This window comes from Pedobacter sp. (assembly GCF_046462515.1).
Lineage (GTDB): Bacteria > Bacteroidota > Bacteroidia > Sphingobacteriales > Sphingobacteriaceae > Pedobacter.
Genome location: NZ_JBKGVD010000009.1, coordinates 1 through 17,436, shown reverse-complemented (window position 1 = coordinate 17,436; position 17,436 = coordinate 1). Strand labels below are relative to the sequence as shown.

Below are 17,436 nucleotides of genomic sequence, written 5' to 3'. Positions count from 1 at the left end.
AAAACAAAGTACTCAAAAAAATCAAAGGTAGCCTGCATAAACTAAAATAGGTAAAAATCTGCTCTAATGATTGAGGATATTAAATGGAAAAACTTAAATTATCAAGGTTGTTTGTTGCATAATCTTTAGCAGTTTTACGGCTAACTAATGATAATCTTGAAGGAATAAGAGGATTTTTAACATGTTCTAAAATTAATTTTTCAAATCCATCTTCCTGCTGAGATAAGGTTTCGATAAAGTGTTTTCCGGCCTCGTTATATCTGTAAATAACTTCTGCGATTAATTTTTTAGACTCCATGTTGCTTGAAAAAGTATAAGCTTCTTTTAAAAACTCCAGACAATTTCCCGAGTTTATGGTGTAAAGGGCTTCTACTATAGCATCCTGACAAGCCTGTGGCTGATCGTGGTAAATGCTGATTAAACGATCTTCAATTTGTTCTACCTGCATGGTTCCTAAAGCAGAAATCACTTCTTTTCTTACGGTATGGTCAGATGTATCTAACAGTTCTATTAAAGCAGGTATGGAAGATCTTTGTTTAAAATAAGCAACGGCTTTTATAATAAAGGTTTGCTGAGAAATGTTTTTAGAGTATTTAATCCATTTACTGAAATTGGGTAAATGGTTTTTATGATGTATTTCAAGCTGTTTAATCAGGTTGATCTGGTCCCAATAATTGATATTATTATCTGTGTGCTCAAAAAATTTGAAAGGATCGTGACTGCTGATACCCACATAAGAGTTACGTGATTCTTTTTTCAAAGAAATATTCCTGCTATATGTGTGAGGTAATATTTTAGAATCAGAAATGGTTAAATCTAATATAGACAAGGTTTGAAAAGTTCTTAAACGCTCTCTGGTGCTCGAAAAATCCAATCTTTTTTCTAAATGACGATCTATCTTTAAACCATCGATAACAGCACGGTAGTTTTTTGCTTTAATTAAATCGGGGTTTTCTTTTACCAGATCTTGAAGAGAAGTAATGGCGGGGATATAAGATCTGTTGTTAAGCTTTCCAAATTTCTCTACAAATTGGTTATGTATTTCAAAATCAGGAATGAAAGAGGCAGAACTCAATATCTCAGAGAAAAATTTTCTTTGTTCAGGATACACTGTTTTGATCTCTTTTTCTAATTTCTTGCGGTTTCTTACGGTAAAATACAAGGTAGCAAAAAATATAAGCGCGGCGAAAACATTGATTAATATGAAAATCATTGCAACCCTTATTACAAAAGGGTAGCTCAGCATAATATCTAAATAACGGTCTATATAATTTAATAAGGCCATAATTTTATTAATTGTAGTTTAGGTTTGCTGGTATAGAGACAAAAAGAAGGCCAATGTGTTAATTATTTAGTATTTAGCTTTAAAGTGATTTAAAAGCGTTTTGAGCTGTTGTTTATGCTTTAAATAGGATTTTTTGTGTGTAAAAATGTGGAATGTATTTCCCGTTGATTGCGTAAAACGGATGAAAATAAAACTGCCCCAACTTTACAGCAGGGGCAGTTCATCCCAAAAAATTAACAATTTGCATACGCTATACAGCGTTTAAATGCTTTTAAAAGATTTGTTAAACCTTTAATGAGTACAAGGTAGTTAATCTATACGAGATTTCAAAATTTATAATCCTTGTGCAGTACAAAATTCCCAAAGCTTTTTTCTCTGAAATCAATGCGTTTTTATTGGTTAATTCTCAGCTAGATTAAATAAGAATTAGCGTATATAAATATGAATTTAAGAAAATACTGCAAGCCGGTATATAGAAATGTTTTTATGGTTTAAATTTTATTAAAAAAATTATTTAAATACATTATTATAAAACATTTGTATTTTTTATATAAACCTTTAGTTTAAATTTTATATGTTATTTTTACTTATATCATATGTTTTGATTTTTTACATAAAACTTTATATACAAATTATATATAATTAATACTTAAATATATTATTTATAAAATTATTATAATTTGGTTATTATAAATAAATTAATTATTTTAATATGTAATTTTGGTTTATATGATTTATAATTCAAATGGTTTTCGTTTCCTAAAAATAATGCTCTTATTTTTAATGTGTTAAATAACTCTTTATTAGGTTGCCTATATTTGATATTCATTTCTAAAATGGAATGCCTTGAATTATATGGAATTAAATTGGACTTGTAAAAAATTTGAAGATTTAACGGTAATCGAACTTTATAAAATATTACAACAACGGTCAGAAGTGTTTGTAGTAGAACAAAACTGTGTTTATCACGATATAGATAATAAAGACCAGTTTTCTTATCATTTAATGGGATGGGATAAGGAAGAGCTTGTGGCTTATACGAGATTAGTGCGCCCAGGGATTTCATATCAAGAGGCCAGTATAGGTAGGGTTTTAAGCCATGTAAAGTATAGAAGATATGGCTTTGGAAAAGAACTGATGAAAAGAAGCATAAATCAGATAAAAGAGCTTTTTCACGTTAAAACCATACGAATAAGCGCTCAGTGCTATTTGCAGAGATTTTATGAAGAACTGGGTTTTGCGGCACAGGGAGAGCCCTATTTAGAAGACGGTATTCCTCATGTAGAGATGTTATACAATTCATAAAAACAGAAAAGGGCATTATATAATGCCCTTTTCTGTTTTTTTATTTTTGGTTTTTATATTGTTGATTTGATTTTAAGCTCATCTAACTGTTTCTGATCTATTGTACTTGGACTCTCGATCATCACATCTCTGCCCGCATTGTTTTTAGGGAAAGCAATCACATCTCTAATGCTGTCTAAGCCTGCGAAAATTGAAACCAAACGGTCAAATCCAAAGGCTAAGCCTCCATGTGGAGGAGCGCCATATTCAAAAGCATTCATTAAAAACCCGAATTGCTTTTGAGCCTCTTCGTTAGAAAAACCTAAATGTTTAAACATCAATGCTTGTAATTCTTTGTTATGGATACGTATTGAACCTCCACCAATTTCGGTTCCGTTAATAACCATATCATAAGCATTAGCTCTAACTGCTCCAGGATTGCTGTCTAACAAATCAATATCTTCGGCTTTAGGTGAGGTAAAAGGATGGTGCATGGCATGGTAACGACCAGATTCTTCATCCCATTCTAAGAGTGGAAAATCTAATACCCAAAGTGCACTAAACTTGTCTTTATCACGTAAGCCTAAGCGGCTTCCCATTTCCAAACGCAGTTCGTTCAATTGTTTGCGTACTTTATCTGTCTCTCCGGCTAATACCAAAACTAAGTCACCTGGTTCAGTTTGCATCGCTACCGACCATTTTTTCAGCTCTTCTTCATTATAAAACTTGTCAACAGACGATTTTAAAGAACCATCTTCATTATGGCGCATATAAATCAGTCCGGTAGCACCGATTTGAGGACGTTTGATGAAGTCAGTAAGCTCGTCTAACTGTTTACGGGTATAATGAGCACATCCTTTTGCATTGATGGCAACTACAAGCTCTGCATTGTCAAAAACAGCAAAATCTTTGCCCTTAACCACGTCGTTAAGCTCTACGAACAGCATTTCAAAACGGGTATCAGGTTTATCAGATCCATACAGGCGCATGGCATCAGCATATTGCATACGAGGTACCGAAGGCAGGTGAATGCCCTTGATTTCTTGAAATAACGTGCGTACCAGTCCCTCAAATATATTTAGGATATCCTCTTGCTCTACAAAGCTCATTTCACAGTCAATCTGTGTAAATTCAGGTTGTCTGTCTGCCCTTAAATCCTCATCTCTGAAACATTTAACAATCTGGAAATACCTGTCAAAACCCGAAACCATTAACAATTGCTTAAAGGTTTGTGGAGATTGAGGCAGTGCATAAAATTCGCCTGGGTTCATTCTGCTCGGTACAACAAAATCGCGGGCACCCTCTGGTGTTGATTTCATCAGTACAGGTGTTTCAACCTCTATAAAATCCAATCCATCAAGATAACGCCGTGCCGATTGCGCCATTTTATGGCGTAAAACCAAGTTATTGCGTACAGGATTACGTCTAAGGTCAAGGTAGCGGTATTTCATGCGCAGGTCATCGCCTCCATCTGTCTTATCTTCAATAAGAAAAGGAGGTAACTTTGCAGCATTTAAAACTTCTAAAGCCGATACTTTGATCTCAATATCGCCAGTAGGTATATCTTTATTTTTGTTTGAACGTTCAACAACAGTACCTGTTACTTTGATTACATATTCTCTGCCCATGTTGCGAGCCGCATTACACAGATCGGCATCATCATTCATGTTAAATACCAGCTGAGTAATTCCGTATCGGTCTCTAATATCAATAAAAGTCATGCCACCTAAATCTCTCGAATTCTGCATCCAGCCGCATAAGGTTACATGTTCGCCTAAGTGATCAAGGCGTAAAGCACCACAAGTCGTTGTTCTTAACATCTTTACTTTAAAAATTAATGCTGCAAAAGTACGAATGATTTACCATTTCGTGCCGCTCAATTTTATTTTCTATCAATTACCTGCCCTGTTCATCTCCTCGCTGGCACTGCCGTTTGATCTTTTGGTTGGTTTAAGGGCTTTACCAAAGCGATAAGAAAAAGTTATAACGGCTATACGAGAGTCTGATTGCCACCTGAAATATTCCTGCGCATTAGGGAAAGTAGTTAACCCTTCCATAGCTTGGGTATAAAAAATATCACGTAATGCTAACTTGATGCTCCCGGCATTTTTAAAGATAGATTTCGACAATCCAGCAGATACCTGTCCGTTAGGATACAATAATTCTTGTAAATCGTTTCGTGCTTTTGTGGTATAAAAACCAGAAAGGTCTGCATTCCATGTTTTACTGAGCTTAAACTGGCTGTTCATACTGGTATGCAACTGGTTAATATTTGATTTAAACTGGAGCTTGTTATAGTTATTTAAGCGTTTATGATTGAAATTGCTCTGAATAGTTGCATCCCACCATGAAAAGGGTTTAAGCTGTAGCGTTAATCCTATTCCGTAGTTGTGTGCCTTACCTACATTGCCATCTGTATAAACTAAGATATCATCAGGCTCATTGATAAATATTTGAGAGAAATAATCTTTGGTCAAACTATAGCTTAGTGTTGTGGTTAAGAATTGGCTCAGGGTATGGCTTAGTTCAAAATTCCAGGTTCGCTGGGGCATAAAATCAGGGTTTCCTTTTTGTACGGTATATTTGTTGATAATGAGCACAAAAGGATTGAGCTTTTGGTAGGGAGGCCTGTCAATGCGTCTGCTAAAGGTTAAAGTAAAATTATGAGAGCTATCGGCATTGTAACTTATGTAACCAGAGGGAAAAACATTGAAATAATTTTTACTGAAACCACTTGGAGCTTTTTGTTCATTCCCAAGCTGATTTGCTGAATAATGCGTGTTTTCTATCCTTAGGCCTAACTGATAACTGAGCTTATCTGATTTTTGATCGAAACTTCCATAGGCAGATGAAATGGTTTCTTTGTACACAAAATGATTGGTTTTATTAAAGTCGGTTACCCAAATACCATTGTTGTTGAGTTCATAAGAAGCAAAATTATCAGCATTAATGTTTGAAAACTTAACACCGGTTTCTACTTTTCCGGTTTTTAAAGGGTATGTATAATCTGTTTTAGCAGAAAATATATTGAGTTTTGAAGGAATTTCTCCCCTTGATTGCCGTTCATAAACCATAATATCATCATTCCTGCTATTGTTAAAATACTGGTTGCTTTTATTCCTGTATTTTAAAAAGTCAATGTCGAACCCAATTTCACCCTTGTTATTTAATTTATGCCTGCTGTACAAGTTTACCCCACCGTTTCTCAATTTTAGAGGAGCGTTGCCCGTTGTATATATAAGCGAATCGAGTGCATTGTTTTTATCTAGCCATAAGGCTGTTGCATGGTTTTTATTTGACCGGTTAATTAATGTGCCCTGAAGCGTAAAGCCAACCGTAGATCGTTCAGAAGCAAAAACGTCTAAACCTGTCTTTAAAGTTTGGATATAGGCGTACGAAGAAAGGTAAGAAGGTTGTTCCAAATGGCTTTGGTTGGTGTTGTCAAAATACGATCTGTCTGCATAGATATCCATGAAATTGGTGTTGTAATTGAAGGCGTAATTAGCAAAGGCATTTATTTTGCCTTTACGGTAGTTAAGTTGTGCAGAGTTGTTGTTCCTGTAATTTTTACCCTTACCGCCACCTATCTGTAAACTTCCATTAATGCCCTCTTGGCTGTTCTTTTTGGTTTTGATATTGATGATTCCTGCATTTCCGTTGGCATCATATTTTGCAGAAGGACTGGTTATCAATTCAATTTGATTTACCTGACTGGCGTTCATGGAGCTTAACAATGCATTTAATTCTGCTCCAGATAAATAGGTTTGCTTGCCATCTATCATTACCAATACGCTGTTTTTGCCTTGTAAACTGATGCCTCCGTTACGATCAACCATTACGCCCGGCGATTTTTCCAACACTTCAAGTACGGTAGATCCGGCATTGCTTGCTGTTGCATCAACATTAACCAGTAATTTGCCTTCGCTACGCTGTACAAAAGGCCTTGAGGTGTTAATAGAAACTTCTTTAAGTTGTTTACTGTCATGATCAAGTATTATTTCTACTTCCTTTTTCTCCGGTAAACTAAATGCTTCAGATGTTTTTAGAGTATAACCCATAGCAGACACTTTTATGATGTAGCTGCCTTTGCTGATGTTGTTAAAACTTGCATGTCCATTTTCATTGGCAAAAGCTCCTTTAACAAGGGTTTGGTCTGATGCTTTTCTAAGCTCAACAGAAGCAAAAGGAACGGGTTGATTATTGGTCTGTTTAATCAAAACCTGAAGATTGCCGGTTGCATTTTGGGCAACAGCGATAGCAGGCCATAGCATAGCTATGACCGCCATTAATTTTAAAATTGATCTCATTTGTGTGTGTGGTTTATTTGTATGTTTTAGGATTTGCAGTTTTCCATAATCTGGTGTAATAAGGTTTTCATTTCATTGATTTTTTCTGGAGAAATACCTTTTAAGGCTTTTGCCCTGTTTTTTAAAGCTACCTCGTTCACCTCAATCGTTGTTTTTAAACCCATTTCCGTGAGCTTTAATACTGTTTTCCGTCTATCGGCTGGGTTTACCTTTCGTGTTATGTAGCCTTTTTTTTCTAAAAGAAACACCATCCGTGTAATAGAGGCCGCATCCTTAAATAGCACTCTACCTATATCGCTTTGTGTTAAATCGCTTTCCTCAGACAAACTTTTTAAAATCAGCCATTGATCAATGGTGAGGTCATAGCCAGCTTTTATCACATTTCTCTGTGAGAACTGATTGTAAGTTCTAAAGCATTTATCGAGCGTGTAGAGTAGGGTGTTGTTTAATTTCTCCATGTTAATCCAAATATAGATATATAGATTGCATATATTTGATATATCAACTATTTTTTTACATTTCCTGCCTTTTCAATGAAAGAGGATTAAGAGCCGCCAATGAGGTTAAGGTGGCTTATCTTGCCATTCTACCAATTCCTCTCTCCCAAATCTCCCATAATTCAAATCAATTTGTTATTTTGCACCAATGCAGTTTAAAGATATCATTGGACAGGAAGAGGTAAAGCGGCACTTATTGCAAACGGTTGCTGAGAACAGGGTAAGCCATGCACAATTATTCCTTTCGCCCGAAGGGAGCGGAGCCTTACCCTTGGCTATTGCCTACGCCCAGTACATTAACTGCGAGGAGCGAACAGAGACAGATAGTTGCGGTACCTGCCCATCATGTCGTAAGTACGAAAAGTACATCCATCCCGATCTGCATTTTTCATATCCATTCTTTGCATCAAAAGATATAAAAGTAGCTACAGATGTTTTGGAAGAGTGGAGGCAGATGCTGTTGGAAAGCCCATATTTTGATTTAGACATCTGGCGGTCTCAGCTCAGTGCCGATAACAAGCAGGCCAATATTAATATGGCCGAATGCCACGATATTATTAAAAAACTGAGTTTTAAAGCTTTTGAGGCAAAAACAAAAGTGCTGATCATGTGGCTTCCGGAGTATCTGGATAAAGAGGGGAATGCTCTGCTTAAAATAATTGAAGAACCGCCTGCACATACATTCTTTATACTTGTGGCACAAAACCAAGAGCAGATCTTATCTACAATTTTATCGCGTACACAATTGGTTAAAATACCTAAACTAACCGATAATGATATTACAAATTATCTTATGCAAAAGGCAGGTGTTTCGCAAAACCTTGCCGAAGAGTTTAGTTTTTTGGCAGATGGCAACCTCATAGAGGCCAATGCGCTGGTAAATGATGTTTCTAATAACAATGCAGGCTATTTTGCAGAATGGTTGAGAATGGGTTATGGCAACAAAGTAAGCGCAATGATTGCTTTTACAGAAACGGCCGCATCATGGGGCAGGGAGAACCAAAAGAACTTTTTAAGGTACGGGATTAATTTTCTTAGAGAATGCAGTTTGATATTAAGTGGGGCAGAAAATCTGGTAAAATTACCACAAAGTACTCTGGAAGTGGCACAAAAGCTTTCTGCACATGTATTGAGTATGCCCATGATAGAAGCATTGGTTGAAGAGTTGGAAAAGGCACATTACCATATAGAAAGAAACGCGAATCCGAAAATTCTGTTTTTAGATGTATCTTTACAGCTGGTAAAAATTATTAAGTTTAAAACACTCCCGCAAGGGAATCAATATATATACAATTAAATATGGGATGTGGAAGTTGTTCATCGGGCGGAGGTTGCGCTCCGGCCGGGTGTAAAAGTAATGGCTCCTGCCTAACAGGCGGTTGCCAGAAAATGGAAGTTTACGATTGGCTGTCTGATTTGGATATGCCTTCTAATTATATACCTTTTCAAGTTATAGAAGTAAAATTTAAAGGCTCAAGAAAAGAATTCTTTTTAAATAGTGACAACATTTACCTGGAGATAGGCGAGCTGGTAGTAGTAGAGGGGCCTACCGGAGGATATGACGTAGGTCATGTTTCTTTAACAGGCGAATTGGTACGAACTCAACTGAAAAGAAAAAAGACACATATAGATCAGGTAAGTCGTAAAGTTTACAGAAAAGCTTCAGAAGCTGATGTAGAAAAATGGAAACAGGCCAAAGATTTAGAGTGGGAAACCATGCACCGGGCAAGAACGCTTGCACTTGATTTGAACCTTTCTATGAAGATCAGCGATGTGGATTACCAAGGTGATAAAACCAAAGCAACCTTTTTTTATACGGCAGAAGGCAGAGTAGACTTCAGGGAGTTGATCAAACGGATGGCCGAGGCTTTTCGTATCCGTATAGAGATGCGCCAGATAGGTATGCGCCAGGAAGCCGGACGTTTAGGCGGTATAGGCTCCTGCGGGAGAGAATTGTGTTGTTCAACATGGCTTACCAATTTTAAAACGGTTTCTACGGCTGCGGCAAGGTATCAAAATCTATCTTTAAATACCTTAAAACTGGCAGGTCAGTGCGGTAAGTTAAAATGTTGCTTAAACTATGAACTAGATACTTATTTGGATGCCTTAAAGGATATTCCTGAAAAAGTAGATTCATTAATTACAGAAACAGGAGTAGCCAGACTTCAAAAAACAGATATTTTCAAGAAACTGATGTGGTTTAGCTACTCGAATCAAGAAGATTGGATTCCTTTGAAAGTTGATCGTGTTAAAGAAATCATGGCTATGAATAAGAAAGGAGACAAACCTTCTGATCTTAAAGATGAAGCTGTTGAAATCAAAACTTCGGCAGTAGCTGAAATTGTACATGATTATGAGAATGTGGTTGGTCAGGATAGTTTAACGCGTTTGGACGACAAAGGGAGAAGCAGAAACAGGAATAAGAAAAGAGGTGATAAAAATAAACCAGTACAGGCTTCACAAAACCAGCAGGGCCATAAACCGAAACAGTCTCAGGCCAGGCCACAAAATGCACCTAAAGCTCAGCAACAGGCACAACCAAATTCAGCAACAACTGAGCAGGATAACAACCCGGCAAAAAAGAATAATAGGAACAATCGCAATAGAAATCGCAGCAGAGGTAGAAACAGGTCTAATTCTCAGAATTCTTCTCCATCAAATAATGAATAAAATTTATTGCCTTTTATTTTTTATTGTTTCAGCAGGGTTTTCGGCCTGTAATCTCAATACAGTTGCAGATAACACGCAAAGTGTTTCAGAGAATAACTGGATGTATAATAATCCGGCAAAAGTACAGTTTGAAATTGCCGATACCCTAAAAACCTATGCGGTAAAATTTAACTTAAGACATACGGTAGATTACCGTTATTCTAACTTATTTGTGTTGATGACTGTAAATGGTAAAGATGTCAATAAAAAAATAAGATATGAGTTAAAGCTGGCTACACAAACAGGAGAATGGCTGGGAAAGGGCTCGGGAGATATTTATTTTAAAGAATTTACGTTATTGAAAGACTTTCCCTTTAAACATAAAGGCCCGTATACAATAACGATAGAACAAAATATGAGAGATAACCCGCTTGTAGGAATTAGTGATGTAGGGGTACAGGTGGTTAAAAATTAGCATTATGATAAAAAGAATTTATATAGTATTGTTTGCATTATTGGTTAATCTGAATGCTAATGCTCAGGGAATTAACTTTATGGATAACCCTAAGTGGGAAACCGTATTGGAAAAAGCCAAAAAAGAAAATAAAATTATTTTTTTGGATGCCTATGCTACATGGTGCGGACCATGTAAACAAATGGAAACAGATGTGTATGTTAAGAAAGAAGTGGCCGATTTTTATAATGCCAATTTTATTAATGTAAAGATTGATATGGAAAAGGGTGAGGGGGCGATGCTTGCTGACAGGTATTATGTAAATGCTTATCCAAATTTAGTTTTTATTAATCCAGATGGAGCGATGCTCCACAAGGCGGTTGGATTTAAAGAAGCAGAAGAGTTTGTTGCTTTGGGTAAAGAAGCCAAAAATCCGGAAAGCCAATATTATACCTTAAAAAAGAAAGCGTTAGAACTTTCTAATGCACAGTTCCTTGTTTTTGCTGAAAAAGCCATGGAGTTTGAAGATGATGATCTTTTTGAAATAGGGGAAAGCTATCTGGCCAAACAACCGGATATTTTAGCCAATGCCGATTTAATCAACTTGGTAATGAAATACCTGCCAGCATTGGGCGATGAAAAGAACCTTAAATATTTTGCGGATAATAAAAGCAGGATATTAAGAGAGGGCATTTATACCGAAGCTGATTTTGAAAGCCGTTTGGTAGATTTAACATTGCAATACGCTATGTCAAGTAAGGTTCAGTTTTCAGATGAACTTGATTTTGATATCGTGAAAAGTCTATTGGATAAATATGTGCCACAGAGCTCATTTTTTATCTATAACTATTTTAGGGCGCAATATTTTCTTGGAAACAAAGAAGTAGCTCCGGCAATGGATGCGGTAAACCAGATTTTAAATAATCCTTCAAAATCAACCTACGCTCAAATCTGTAATGCCGTAATGGCTTTAGGGCCTGTATTTTTTGAAAATGGGCAGTTAGATGAAACTTTTAAAAAACTTGACAGCATACCAGTGCCCGAAAGCGAAAAAGATTTAGCTTACTTAAAAGATTTTACAAAAGCAGTGGTTTATAATAAGACCCAACAACAGGATAAATTTAAAACGGTGGCTGATAATATCTTGAAGAGTGATAAAACACCTAAAGATGTAAAGTTTATTATAGAGCAATACTTGAATAAGAAATAGACTACTTATATGTAAGTGTCAAAAAGAGCTGTCTAAAAAGTAGGTCGTCACCCTGACCTGTAGCGAAGCGGAAAGCTACGCAGTAATTTTTAGACTCTGTTCATATTCAGATCGTGAAATAAGCTCAGAATGACGAATTTAAAGACTTTTTAGAGAGCTCTTTTTGGGGTTATTGTTAGAATTATAACAATGGAAATAATCGTTCTAAAGCCATGCCCCGGCTACCTTTTAACAATACTAAGAAGTCTTTGAAATGATTTTTATTTAGAAAATCAGCGGCTTCGGTAGGACTGGTAAAAAATAAAGCATTGTAACTGTCTCTAAAGGCATAAAAATTATTGCCAATAAATATAACTTGCTCGGCATTGCTTTGTAATGCAGTTTCTATAATGTTTTTGTGCTGAGCGGCAGATTCAGAGCCCAACTCAAACATATCGCCCAAAATAATCAGCTTTTTACCGGCATCCAATGTTTTTATGTTGGCCAACGCTGCAATCATACTGCTTGGGTTGGCATTGTAATAATCACAAATAACGGTGTTCTTCTCGGTTTTTGTAACCTGAGAACGGTTATTTACGGGATTGTAATTTTCAAGCCCCCGGTTAATTTCCTGAGGAGTTAATTTGAAGTATGTTCCAATACATATTGCAGCCAGCACATTTTCAAAATTATATTTTCCGGTTAAATGGGTAGAGGCATGGTAAGTATAATTATCATGTGTCCATTCAATCTCAAGAAATGTATGACCTTCTTTTAAAGAGCCGCTTACATAATTAGCTGCCTCTTTGCCATAATATACCTTGTTATCTAAGTGGTGTTTTTCAGACATCTCAACCAGATGCTCATTATCCTTGTTTATAAAGGCTGTACCATTATGATTCTTTAAATAGGCATAAAGCTCTGCCTTTCCTTTTTTTACGCCTTCAAAGCCTCCAAATCCCTCTAGGTGAGCCATGCCAACATTTGTAATCAGCCCCAAGTTTGGCCTGGCAATTTCACACAACTGTTCAATCTCCTTTTGGTGGTTTGCGCCCATTTCTACAATAGCGATTTCTACTTCATTTGAAATAGCCAAAAGCGTTAAGGGAACACCAATATGATTGTTAAGATTGCCTTTAGTGGCATATGTTTTAAATTTCTGGCCTAAAACCGCGTTAATTAATTCTTTTGTAGTGGTTTTGCCATTGCTGCCCGTTAAACCAATTACCGGAATGTTCAGTTGATTGCGGTGATGCTTTGCCAATTCCTGTAACGCAGAGAGCACATCATCTACAAGGAAATATTTTTCTCCTTTATTGAAATCAGGATTGTCAATGACCGCATAAGCTGCACCCATTTCCAGCGCTTTTTCTGCAAAGGTATTTCCGTCAAAATTTTCTCCTTTTAAGGCAAAAAAGATACAGTTTTCGCTAATAAGCCTGGTATCTGTACAGATTTTTGGATGTTTCAGGTAAATCTGATAAAGCGATGTAATGTTGTGCATGTTAGAGTTTTTGATACGGTAAAATTACAAATGAAGCAAAGAAATAAAATATTCTTTTAGTAATATTGATAAACAAAAAAATTATGAAGTCTATTTTACTGTTTTCGGTTTCCCTGCTTTTTATTGCAAATGTTGCCAGTGCCCAGATGCAAAGTCCGGATGATTTTCTGGGATATCATTTAGGTGAACATTTTACGAACCATCAAAAGGTGGTCGATTATTTTAAATATGTGGCTAAAAACGCAGAAAACGTAAAAGTAGAAGATTATGGGAAGACTTATGAAGGAAGAAGCTTAATCTTAACCTATATCTCGTCCAAAGAAAACATCGACAGATTGGAAGAAATTCGTAAGCAAAACCTTTCTTTAACTCAAAAAGGCGCCATCGCTCCTAATAAAAAACAGCCTGTGATTGTTTGGCTAAGTTATAATGTCCATGGAAATGAAGCCAGTTCAACAGAAACGGCAATGAAAGTGCTTTATACTTTAGTGCAAGCAAAAGACCCGCAAATTAAAAACTGGCTTCAGAATACGGTTATAATCATAGATCCTTGTCTAAACCCTGATGGTCGTGAACGTTATGTGAATTATTTTAATAGTGTAAGCTCTACTCCACCAGACCTAAATCCTTCTGCAAGAGAACATACAGAGCCTTGGCCGGGAGGACGTACCAATCATTATTACTTTGATTTAAATAGAGACTGGTCATGGCAAACACAAAAAGAGACTCAGCAAAGGCTGATGCAATACCATAAGTGGTTGCCCCAGGTTCATGTTGATTTTCACGAACAGAGCTTTAATGAACCCTATTATTTTGCCCCGGCAGCAGAACCGGTACATGAACAGGTTACCAGCTGGCAAAAAGAATTTCAGGTTATTGCGGGACAGAACAACGCTAAATACTTTGATGAGAATGGCTGGAGGTATTTTACGAAAGAAAGATTTGACCTTTTATATCCATCTTATGGCGATACTTATCCTTTATATAACGGAGCAATAGGGATGACCTATGAGCAAGGAGGTATTAGGGCTGGACTGGGCGTAATTACCAATGATGGTGATACACTTAGATTAAAAGACCGGATAGCACATCATTTTACTACTTCTCTTTCTACCATTGAAATTAGTTCTAAATATGCCGATAAGCTGCTGGCCGAATATAAGCTGTTTTTTGAAAAGAATAATACAAACCCTAATAGCAACTATAAAAGCTATGTAATTAAAGCAGATAATTTATACAGGTTAGAGCAGTTGGCCAATCTGTTAAAAAAGAATCATATAGAATTTACTTATGGCGGTAACAGATCTTTAACCGGATACAATTTTGGGACTAAAAAGAGCGAGAACTTTAAACTTGAGCGTAATGACTTGGTCGTGAATGTATATCAGCCACAGTCTGTATTGGCTACAGTACTTTTTGAACCTCAAACTAAAATAACAGATTCTAATACATATGATATAACCGCTTGGGCGCTGCCATTTGCTTATAATTTAAATGCTTATGCCTTAAAAGAAAAGATAGAGGGCACCCATAAAGAACTATATATAAACAAACAAACTGAAAAGAAACAAGACCAAAGGCCTTATGCCTGGGTTTTGCCATGGCAGTCGGTCAATGATGCAAAAATACTAATTGCTTTGCAGAAGAATGGCATTAAGGTAAGGATGGCTGAACAGGCATTTATGGCTGATGGGGTTTTACATAAGGCTGGCTCATTGATTGTATTGAGAGCTGAAAATGAAAAGATCATCAAAAGTCTTGATAATGTTATGAGTGCATTTTTTGCAGAGCATAAAGCAAGTAGTTATATTTTAACGTCAAGCCGCATAGAAAAAGGAAAGGATTTTGGTTCTTCAGGTTATCCTTTATTAACAGCTCCTAAGGTGGCTGTTGTAGCCGGGCCAGAGGCAACCTCTCAATCTTTGGGAGAAATCTGGCATTTCTTCGAAACAGAGCTTAACTATCCTTTATTGGTGGTTAACTTTCAGAGCTTGCCGTATATGGATAAAAGCAATATCAATACACTTATTTTGCCTGATGGAAACTATAATGATAAGATCGCAGAACAACTATTGCCATGGATTAATGCTGGCGGAAAGCTTGTCCTTGTTGAAGATGCCATTAATTCTTTTGTAGAGAAAAAGCCTTATAATATCAAACTAAAGTCTGTTGCTCAAACAAATAAAACCCAAAGTACAGGTATGTCTACATATGGTAAGAGAGAGCAGGACGATTTTGATAATGCTATACCTGGGGCTATCTATAAAGTTTATATGGACGATACACATCCACTTACTTTTGGATTAGGTAAGGACTACTATACTTTAAAAACGGACGATAAACTCTATGAAATTTCTAATGATGTCTTTAATGTAGGGGTTTTAAAAACAGACAGTTATACCTCTGGTATTGCCGGTCAGACAGTTAAAAATAAATTATCTTCGGGCGGAGCTCTTTATCGCACACAATCTGTAGGTAAAGGAACAGTTATTTATATGGCTACCAACAGTTTGTTTAGAAATTTCTGGGAAGCTGGCAAACAAATATGGGCAAATGGAATATTCTTGTTTTAATATGAACAACAATAGAAATTCATGAAGAAATCTTTCCATATAATGTAGTTATAACTTAAAAACCTAATTAATCATTTTTCCTTAAACTTTTGGTCAGACAAGCTAATGACTCCTTCTTTCTCGATATGAAAGAGTAATATCTTTGCTAAAACTTAATAATATGTCCTGTTTGTACAAAAAAAAATCTTTATTTTCTAGTTTGCTTACACACTTGTAAGTTTTTTAAAATGTCTCAAAAAATATTATCCTTTAAGCTTTGTTCGAACAATTTAATATTAAGTTAGTGTTCGCATTGTCTTAAGAACAGCCTTTATCCCTATGAGATATTCTCATAGGGATAAAGGCATAAATAATAATAGGATCTTGATGTTTGTTTAAATGTCTTAAAAATGCTATTTATCTTCGTTTATAAATAAGAAACTGTCTCTCCTTATTTTTTAAGATTAGTACGTAATTTAAAAAGTAGATTTTATGAATGAACAAAAAAGAATTTCAGAAGTGATCGGTTTATGGAAAACAGACAAAAAGCAGTATGTGAAAAAATCAAGTTTTTCTATCTATGCGCTTTTGATTGAAAATCATTTATTGCCCGAATTTGGAGACCTGTACGATATTGAAGAGGCACATGTACAAGCTTTTGTGTTAAAAAAATTAGACGAAGGGCTGAGTCAGAAAACAATTAAAGATATTTTAATCGTTTTAAAAATGGTGCTAAAATTTGGTGCGAAGAATAAATGGCTTGAAAGTAGGCCTTTAGAAATTAGATTTCCAACGCAAAGAGAGCAGGGTAAGATTGAAGTGTTGAGCCGTTCAAACCAAAGAAAGATTATGCAGCATATTAAAGAACATTTTACATTCAAAAATTTAGGAGTATATATATGTTTAAGTGCAGGTATGCGAATTGGTGAGATCTGTGGACTTACTTGGGAGGATATTGATACTGATGCTGAAGTTATAAGAATTAGAAGAACTTTGCAAAGAATTTACGTAATAGAAGAAGGATCTCGCAAGACTGAGCTTATATTAGATGCTCCTAAAACCAAAAATTCAAATAGAGATATTCCTATAAGTAAGGATTTATTGAAAATGCTAAAGCCAATTAAAAAAGTTATTAATAATTCTTTTTTTGTACTTAGTAATAGCTCAAGGCCTACAGAGCCAAGGACGTATATGAATTATTACAAAAGCTTTATGAAGGAATTGGGTATGCCTAATCTGAAATTCCATGGACTGAGACATAGTTTTGCTACAAGATGTATTGAGAGTAGGTGTGATTATAAAACAGTTAGTGCTTTATTGGGGCATTCTAATATCAACACTACCTTAAATTTATATGTACATCCTAACCTAGAGCAAAAGAAAAAGTGTATTGATCAAATGTTGAGAGCTTTAAAATAGATACATATTGGTTTATATTATAGATAACCTAGAGCTTTGACAGAGCTAGTAATGCTCTAATCATTATTAACAGTTACGTGTAAAGAAAAAGAATAAGAAACTTTGATTTTTATTCTTAATCTCTCCTTATTTGCGTTAAAAAATGTTAAATAAAATTTGTGTTACATCTTGAATGTATTTATATTAGCCTATTAATTAATTATTAACTAACCTAAATTTTATTAATTTATGAAAAAACTTCTACAAAGTTTGTTCATTCTTTTGTTCGTTGCCACCACGGCAATGGCACAAGAAAG

Annotated in this window: 12 protein-coding genes; 7 read left to right on the top strand and 5 right to left on the bottom strand. The window is 35.6% G+C overall.

The genetic code is table 11. The annotated features are described in order from the left end of the window. Positions 1-79 precede the first annotated feature (79 nt). A complete protein-coding gene (locus tag ACLHG9_RS11905) occupies positions 80-1,285 on the bottom strand; it encodes a HEAT repeat domain-containing protein (RefSeq protein WP_410221723.1) in 1,206 nt (401 codons plus the stop codon). An 855-nt stretch (positions 1,286-2,140) separates the two neighbouring features. Between ACLHG9_RS11905 and ACLHG9_RS11900 the strand changes: the two genes are divergently transcribed. Then, on the top strand, positions 2,141-2,590 hold the full coding sequence (locus tag ACLHG9_RS11900; RefSeq protein ID WP_410221722.1) for a GNAT family N-acetyltransferase: 450 nt from the start codon (positions 2,141-2,143) through the stop codon (positions 2,588-2,590). Between the two features lie 53 nt (positions 2,591-2,643). Here the strand turns inward: ACLHG9_RS11900 and aspS are convergent, their stop codons facing one another. The 3 genes from aspS to ACLHG9_RS11885 all read right to left on the bottom strand — a co-directional run bounded on the left by aspS (position 2,644) and on the right by ACLHG9_RS11885 (position 7,334). Beyond that, positions 2,644-4,389: an aspartate--tRNA ligase gene (aspS, locus tag ACLHG9_RS11895; RefSeq protein ID WP_410221721.1), complete on the bottom strand. Its 1,746-nt coding sequence runs from the start codon at positions 4,387-4,389 to the stop codon at positions 2,644-2,646. A 72-nt stretch (positions 4,390-4,461) separates the two neighbouring features. Beyond that, a complete protein-coding gene (locus tag ACLHG9_RS11890; protein ID WP_410221720.1) occupies positions 4,462-6,876 on the bottom strand; it encodes an outer membrane beta-barrel protein in 2,415 nt (804 codons plus the stop codon). Between the two features lie 26 nt (positions 6,877-6,902). Then, positions 6,903-7,334, bottom strand: a complete 432-nt coding sequence (locus ACLHG9_RS11885) for a MarR family winged helix-turn-helix transcriptional regulator (RefSeq protein WP_410221719.1) — start codon at positions 7,332-7,334, stop codon at positions 6,903-6,905. A gap of 187 nt (positions 7,335-7,521) precedes the next feature. Here ACLHG9_RS11885 and ACLHG9_RS11880 point away from each other — a divergent pair, with 187 nt between their 5' ends. The 4 genes from ACLHG9_RS11880 to ACLHG9_RS11865 are packed head-to-tail and all read left to right on the top strand — an operon-like array spanning position 7,522 to position 11,686. Next, positions 7,522-8,670, top strand: coding sequence for an ATP-binding protein (locus ACLHG9_RS11880; protein ID WP_410221718.1), 1,149 nt, complete (start codon positions 7,522-7,524; stop codon positions 8,668-8,670). A gap of 2 nt (positions 8,671-8,672) precedes the next feature. Further along, the gene (locus tag ACLHG9_RS11875; protein WP_410221717.1) at positions 8,673-10,043 is read left to right on the top strand and encodes a stage 0 sporulation family protein; all 1,371 of its coding nucleotides are present in this window, start codon (positions 8,673-8,675) and stop codon (positions 10,041-10,043) included. Continuing rightward, positions 10,036-10,497, top strand: coding sequence for a gliding motility lipoprotein GldH (locus ACLHG9_RS11870; RefSeq protein WP_410221716.1), 462 nt, complete (start codon positions 10,036-10,038; stop codon positions 10,495-10,497). The genes ACLHG9_RS11875 and ACLHG9_RS11870 overlap by 8 nt, the downstream gene beginning before the upstream one ends. A gap of 4 nt (positions 10,498-10,501) precedes the next feature. Then, positions 10,502-11,686: a thioredoxin family protein gene (locus ACLHG9_RS11865; RefSeq protein WP_410221715.1), complete on the top strand. Its 1,185-nt coding sequence runs from the start codon at positions 10,502-10,504 to the stop codon at positions 11,684-11,686. A 181-nt stretch (positions 11,687-11,867) separates the two neighbouring features. Here the strand turns inward: ACLHG9_RS11865 and murF are convergent, their stop codons facing one another. Beyond that, positions 11,868-13,169, bottom strand: coding sequence for a UDP-N-acetylmuramoyl-tripeptide--D-alanyl-D-alanine ligase (murF, locus tag ACLHG9_RS11860; protein ID WP_410221714.1), 1,302 nt, complete (start codon positions 13,167-13,169; stop codon positions 11,868-11,870). An 83-nt stretch (positions 13,170-13,252) separates the two neighbouring features. Between murF and ACLHG9_RS11855 the strand changes: the two genes are divergently transcribed. Next, positions 13,253-15,742, top strand: a complete 2,490-nt coding sequence (locus tag ACLHG9_RS11855) for a M14 metallopeptidase family protein (RefSeq protein WP_410221713.1) — start codon at positions 13,253-13,255, stop codon at positions 15,740-15,742. Between the two features lie 471 nt (positions 15,743-16,213). Then, positions 16,214-17,140 carry a tyrosine-type recombinase/integrase gene (locus ACLHG9_RS11850; RefSeq protein ID WP_410221712.1) on the top strand — a complete coding sequence of 309 codons (927 nt, stop codon included), beginning with the start codon at positions 16,214-16,216 and terminating at the stop codon, positions 17,138-17,140. Positions 17,141-17,436 lie beyond the last annotated feature (296 nt).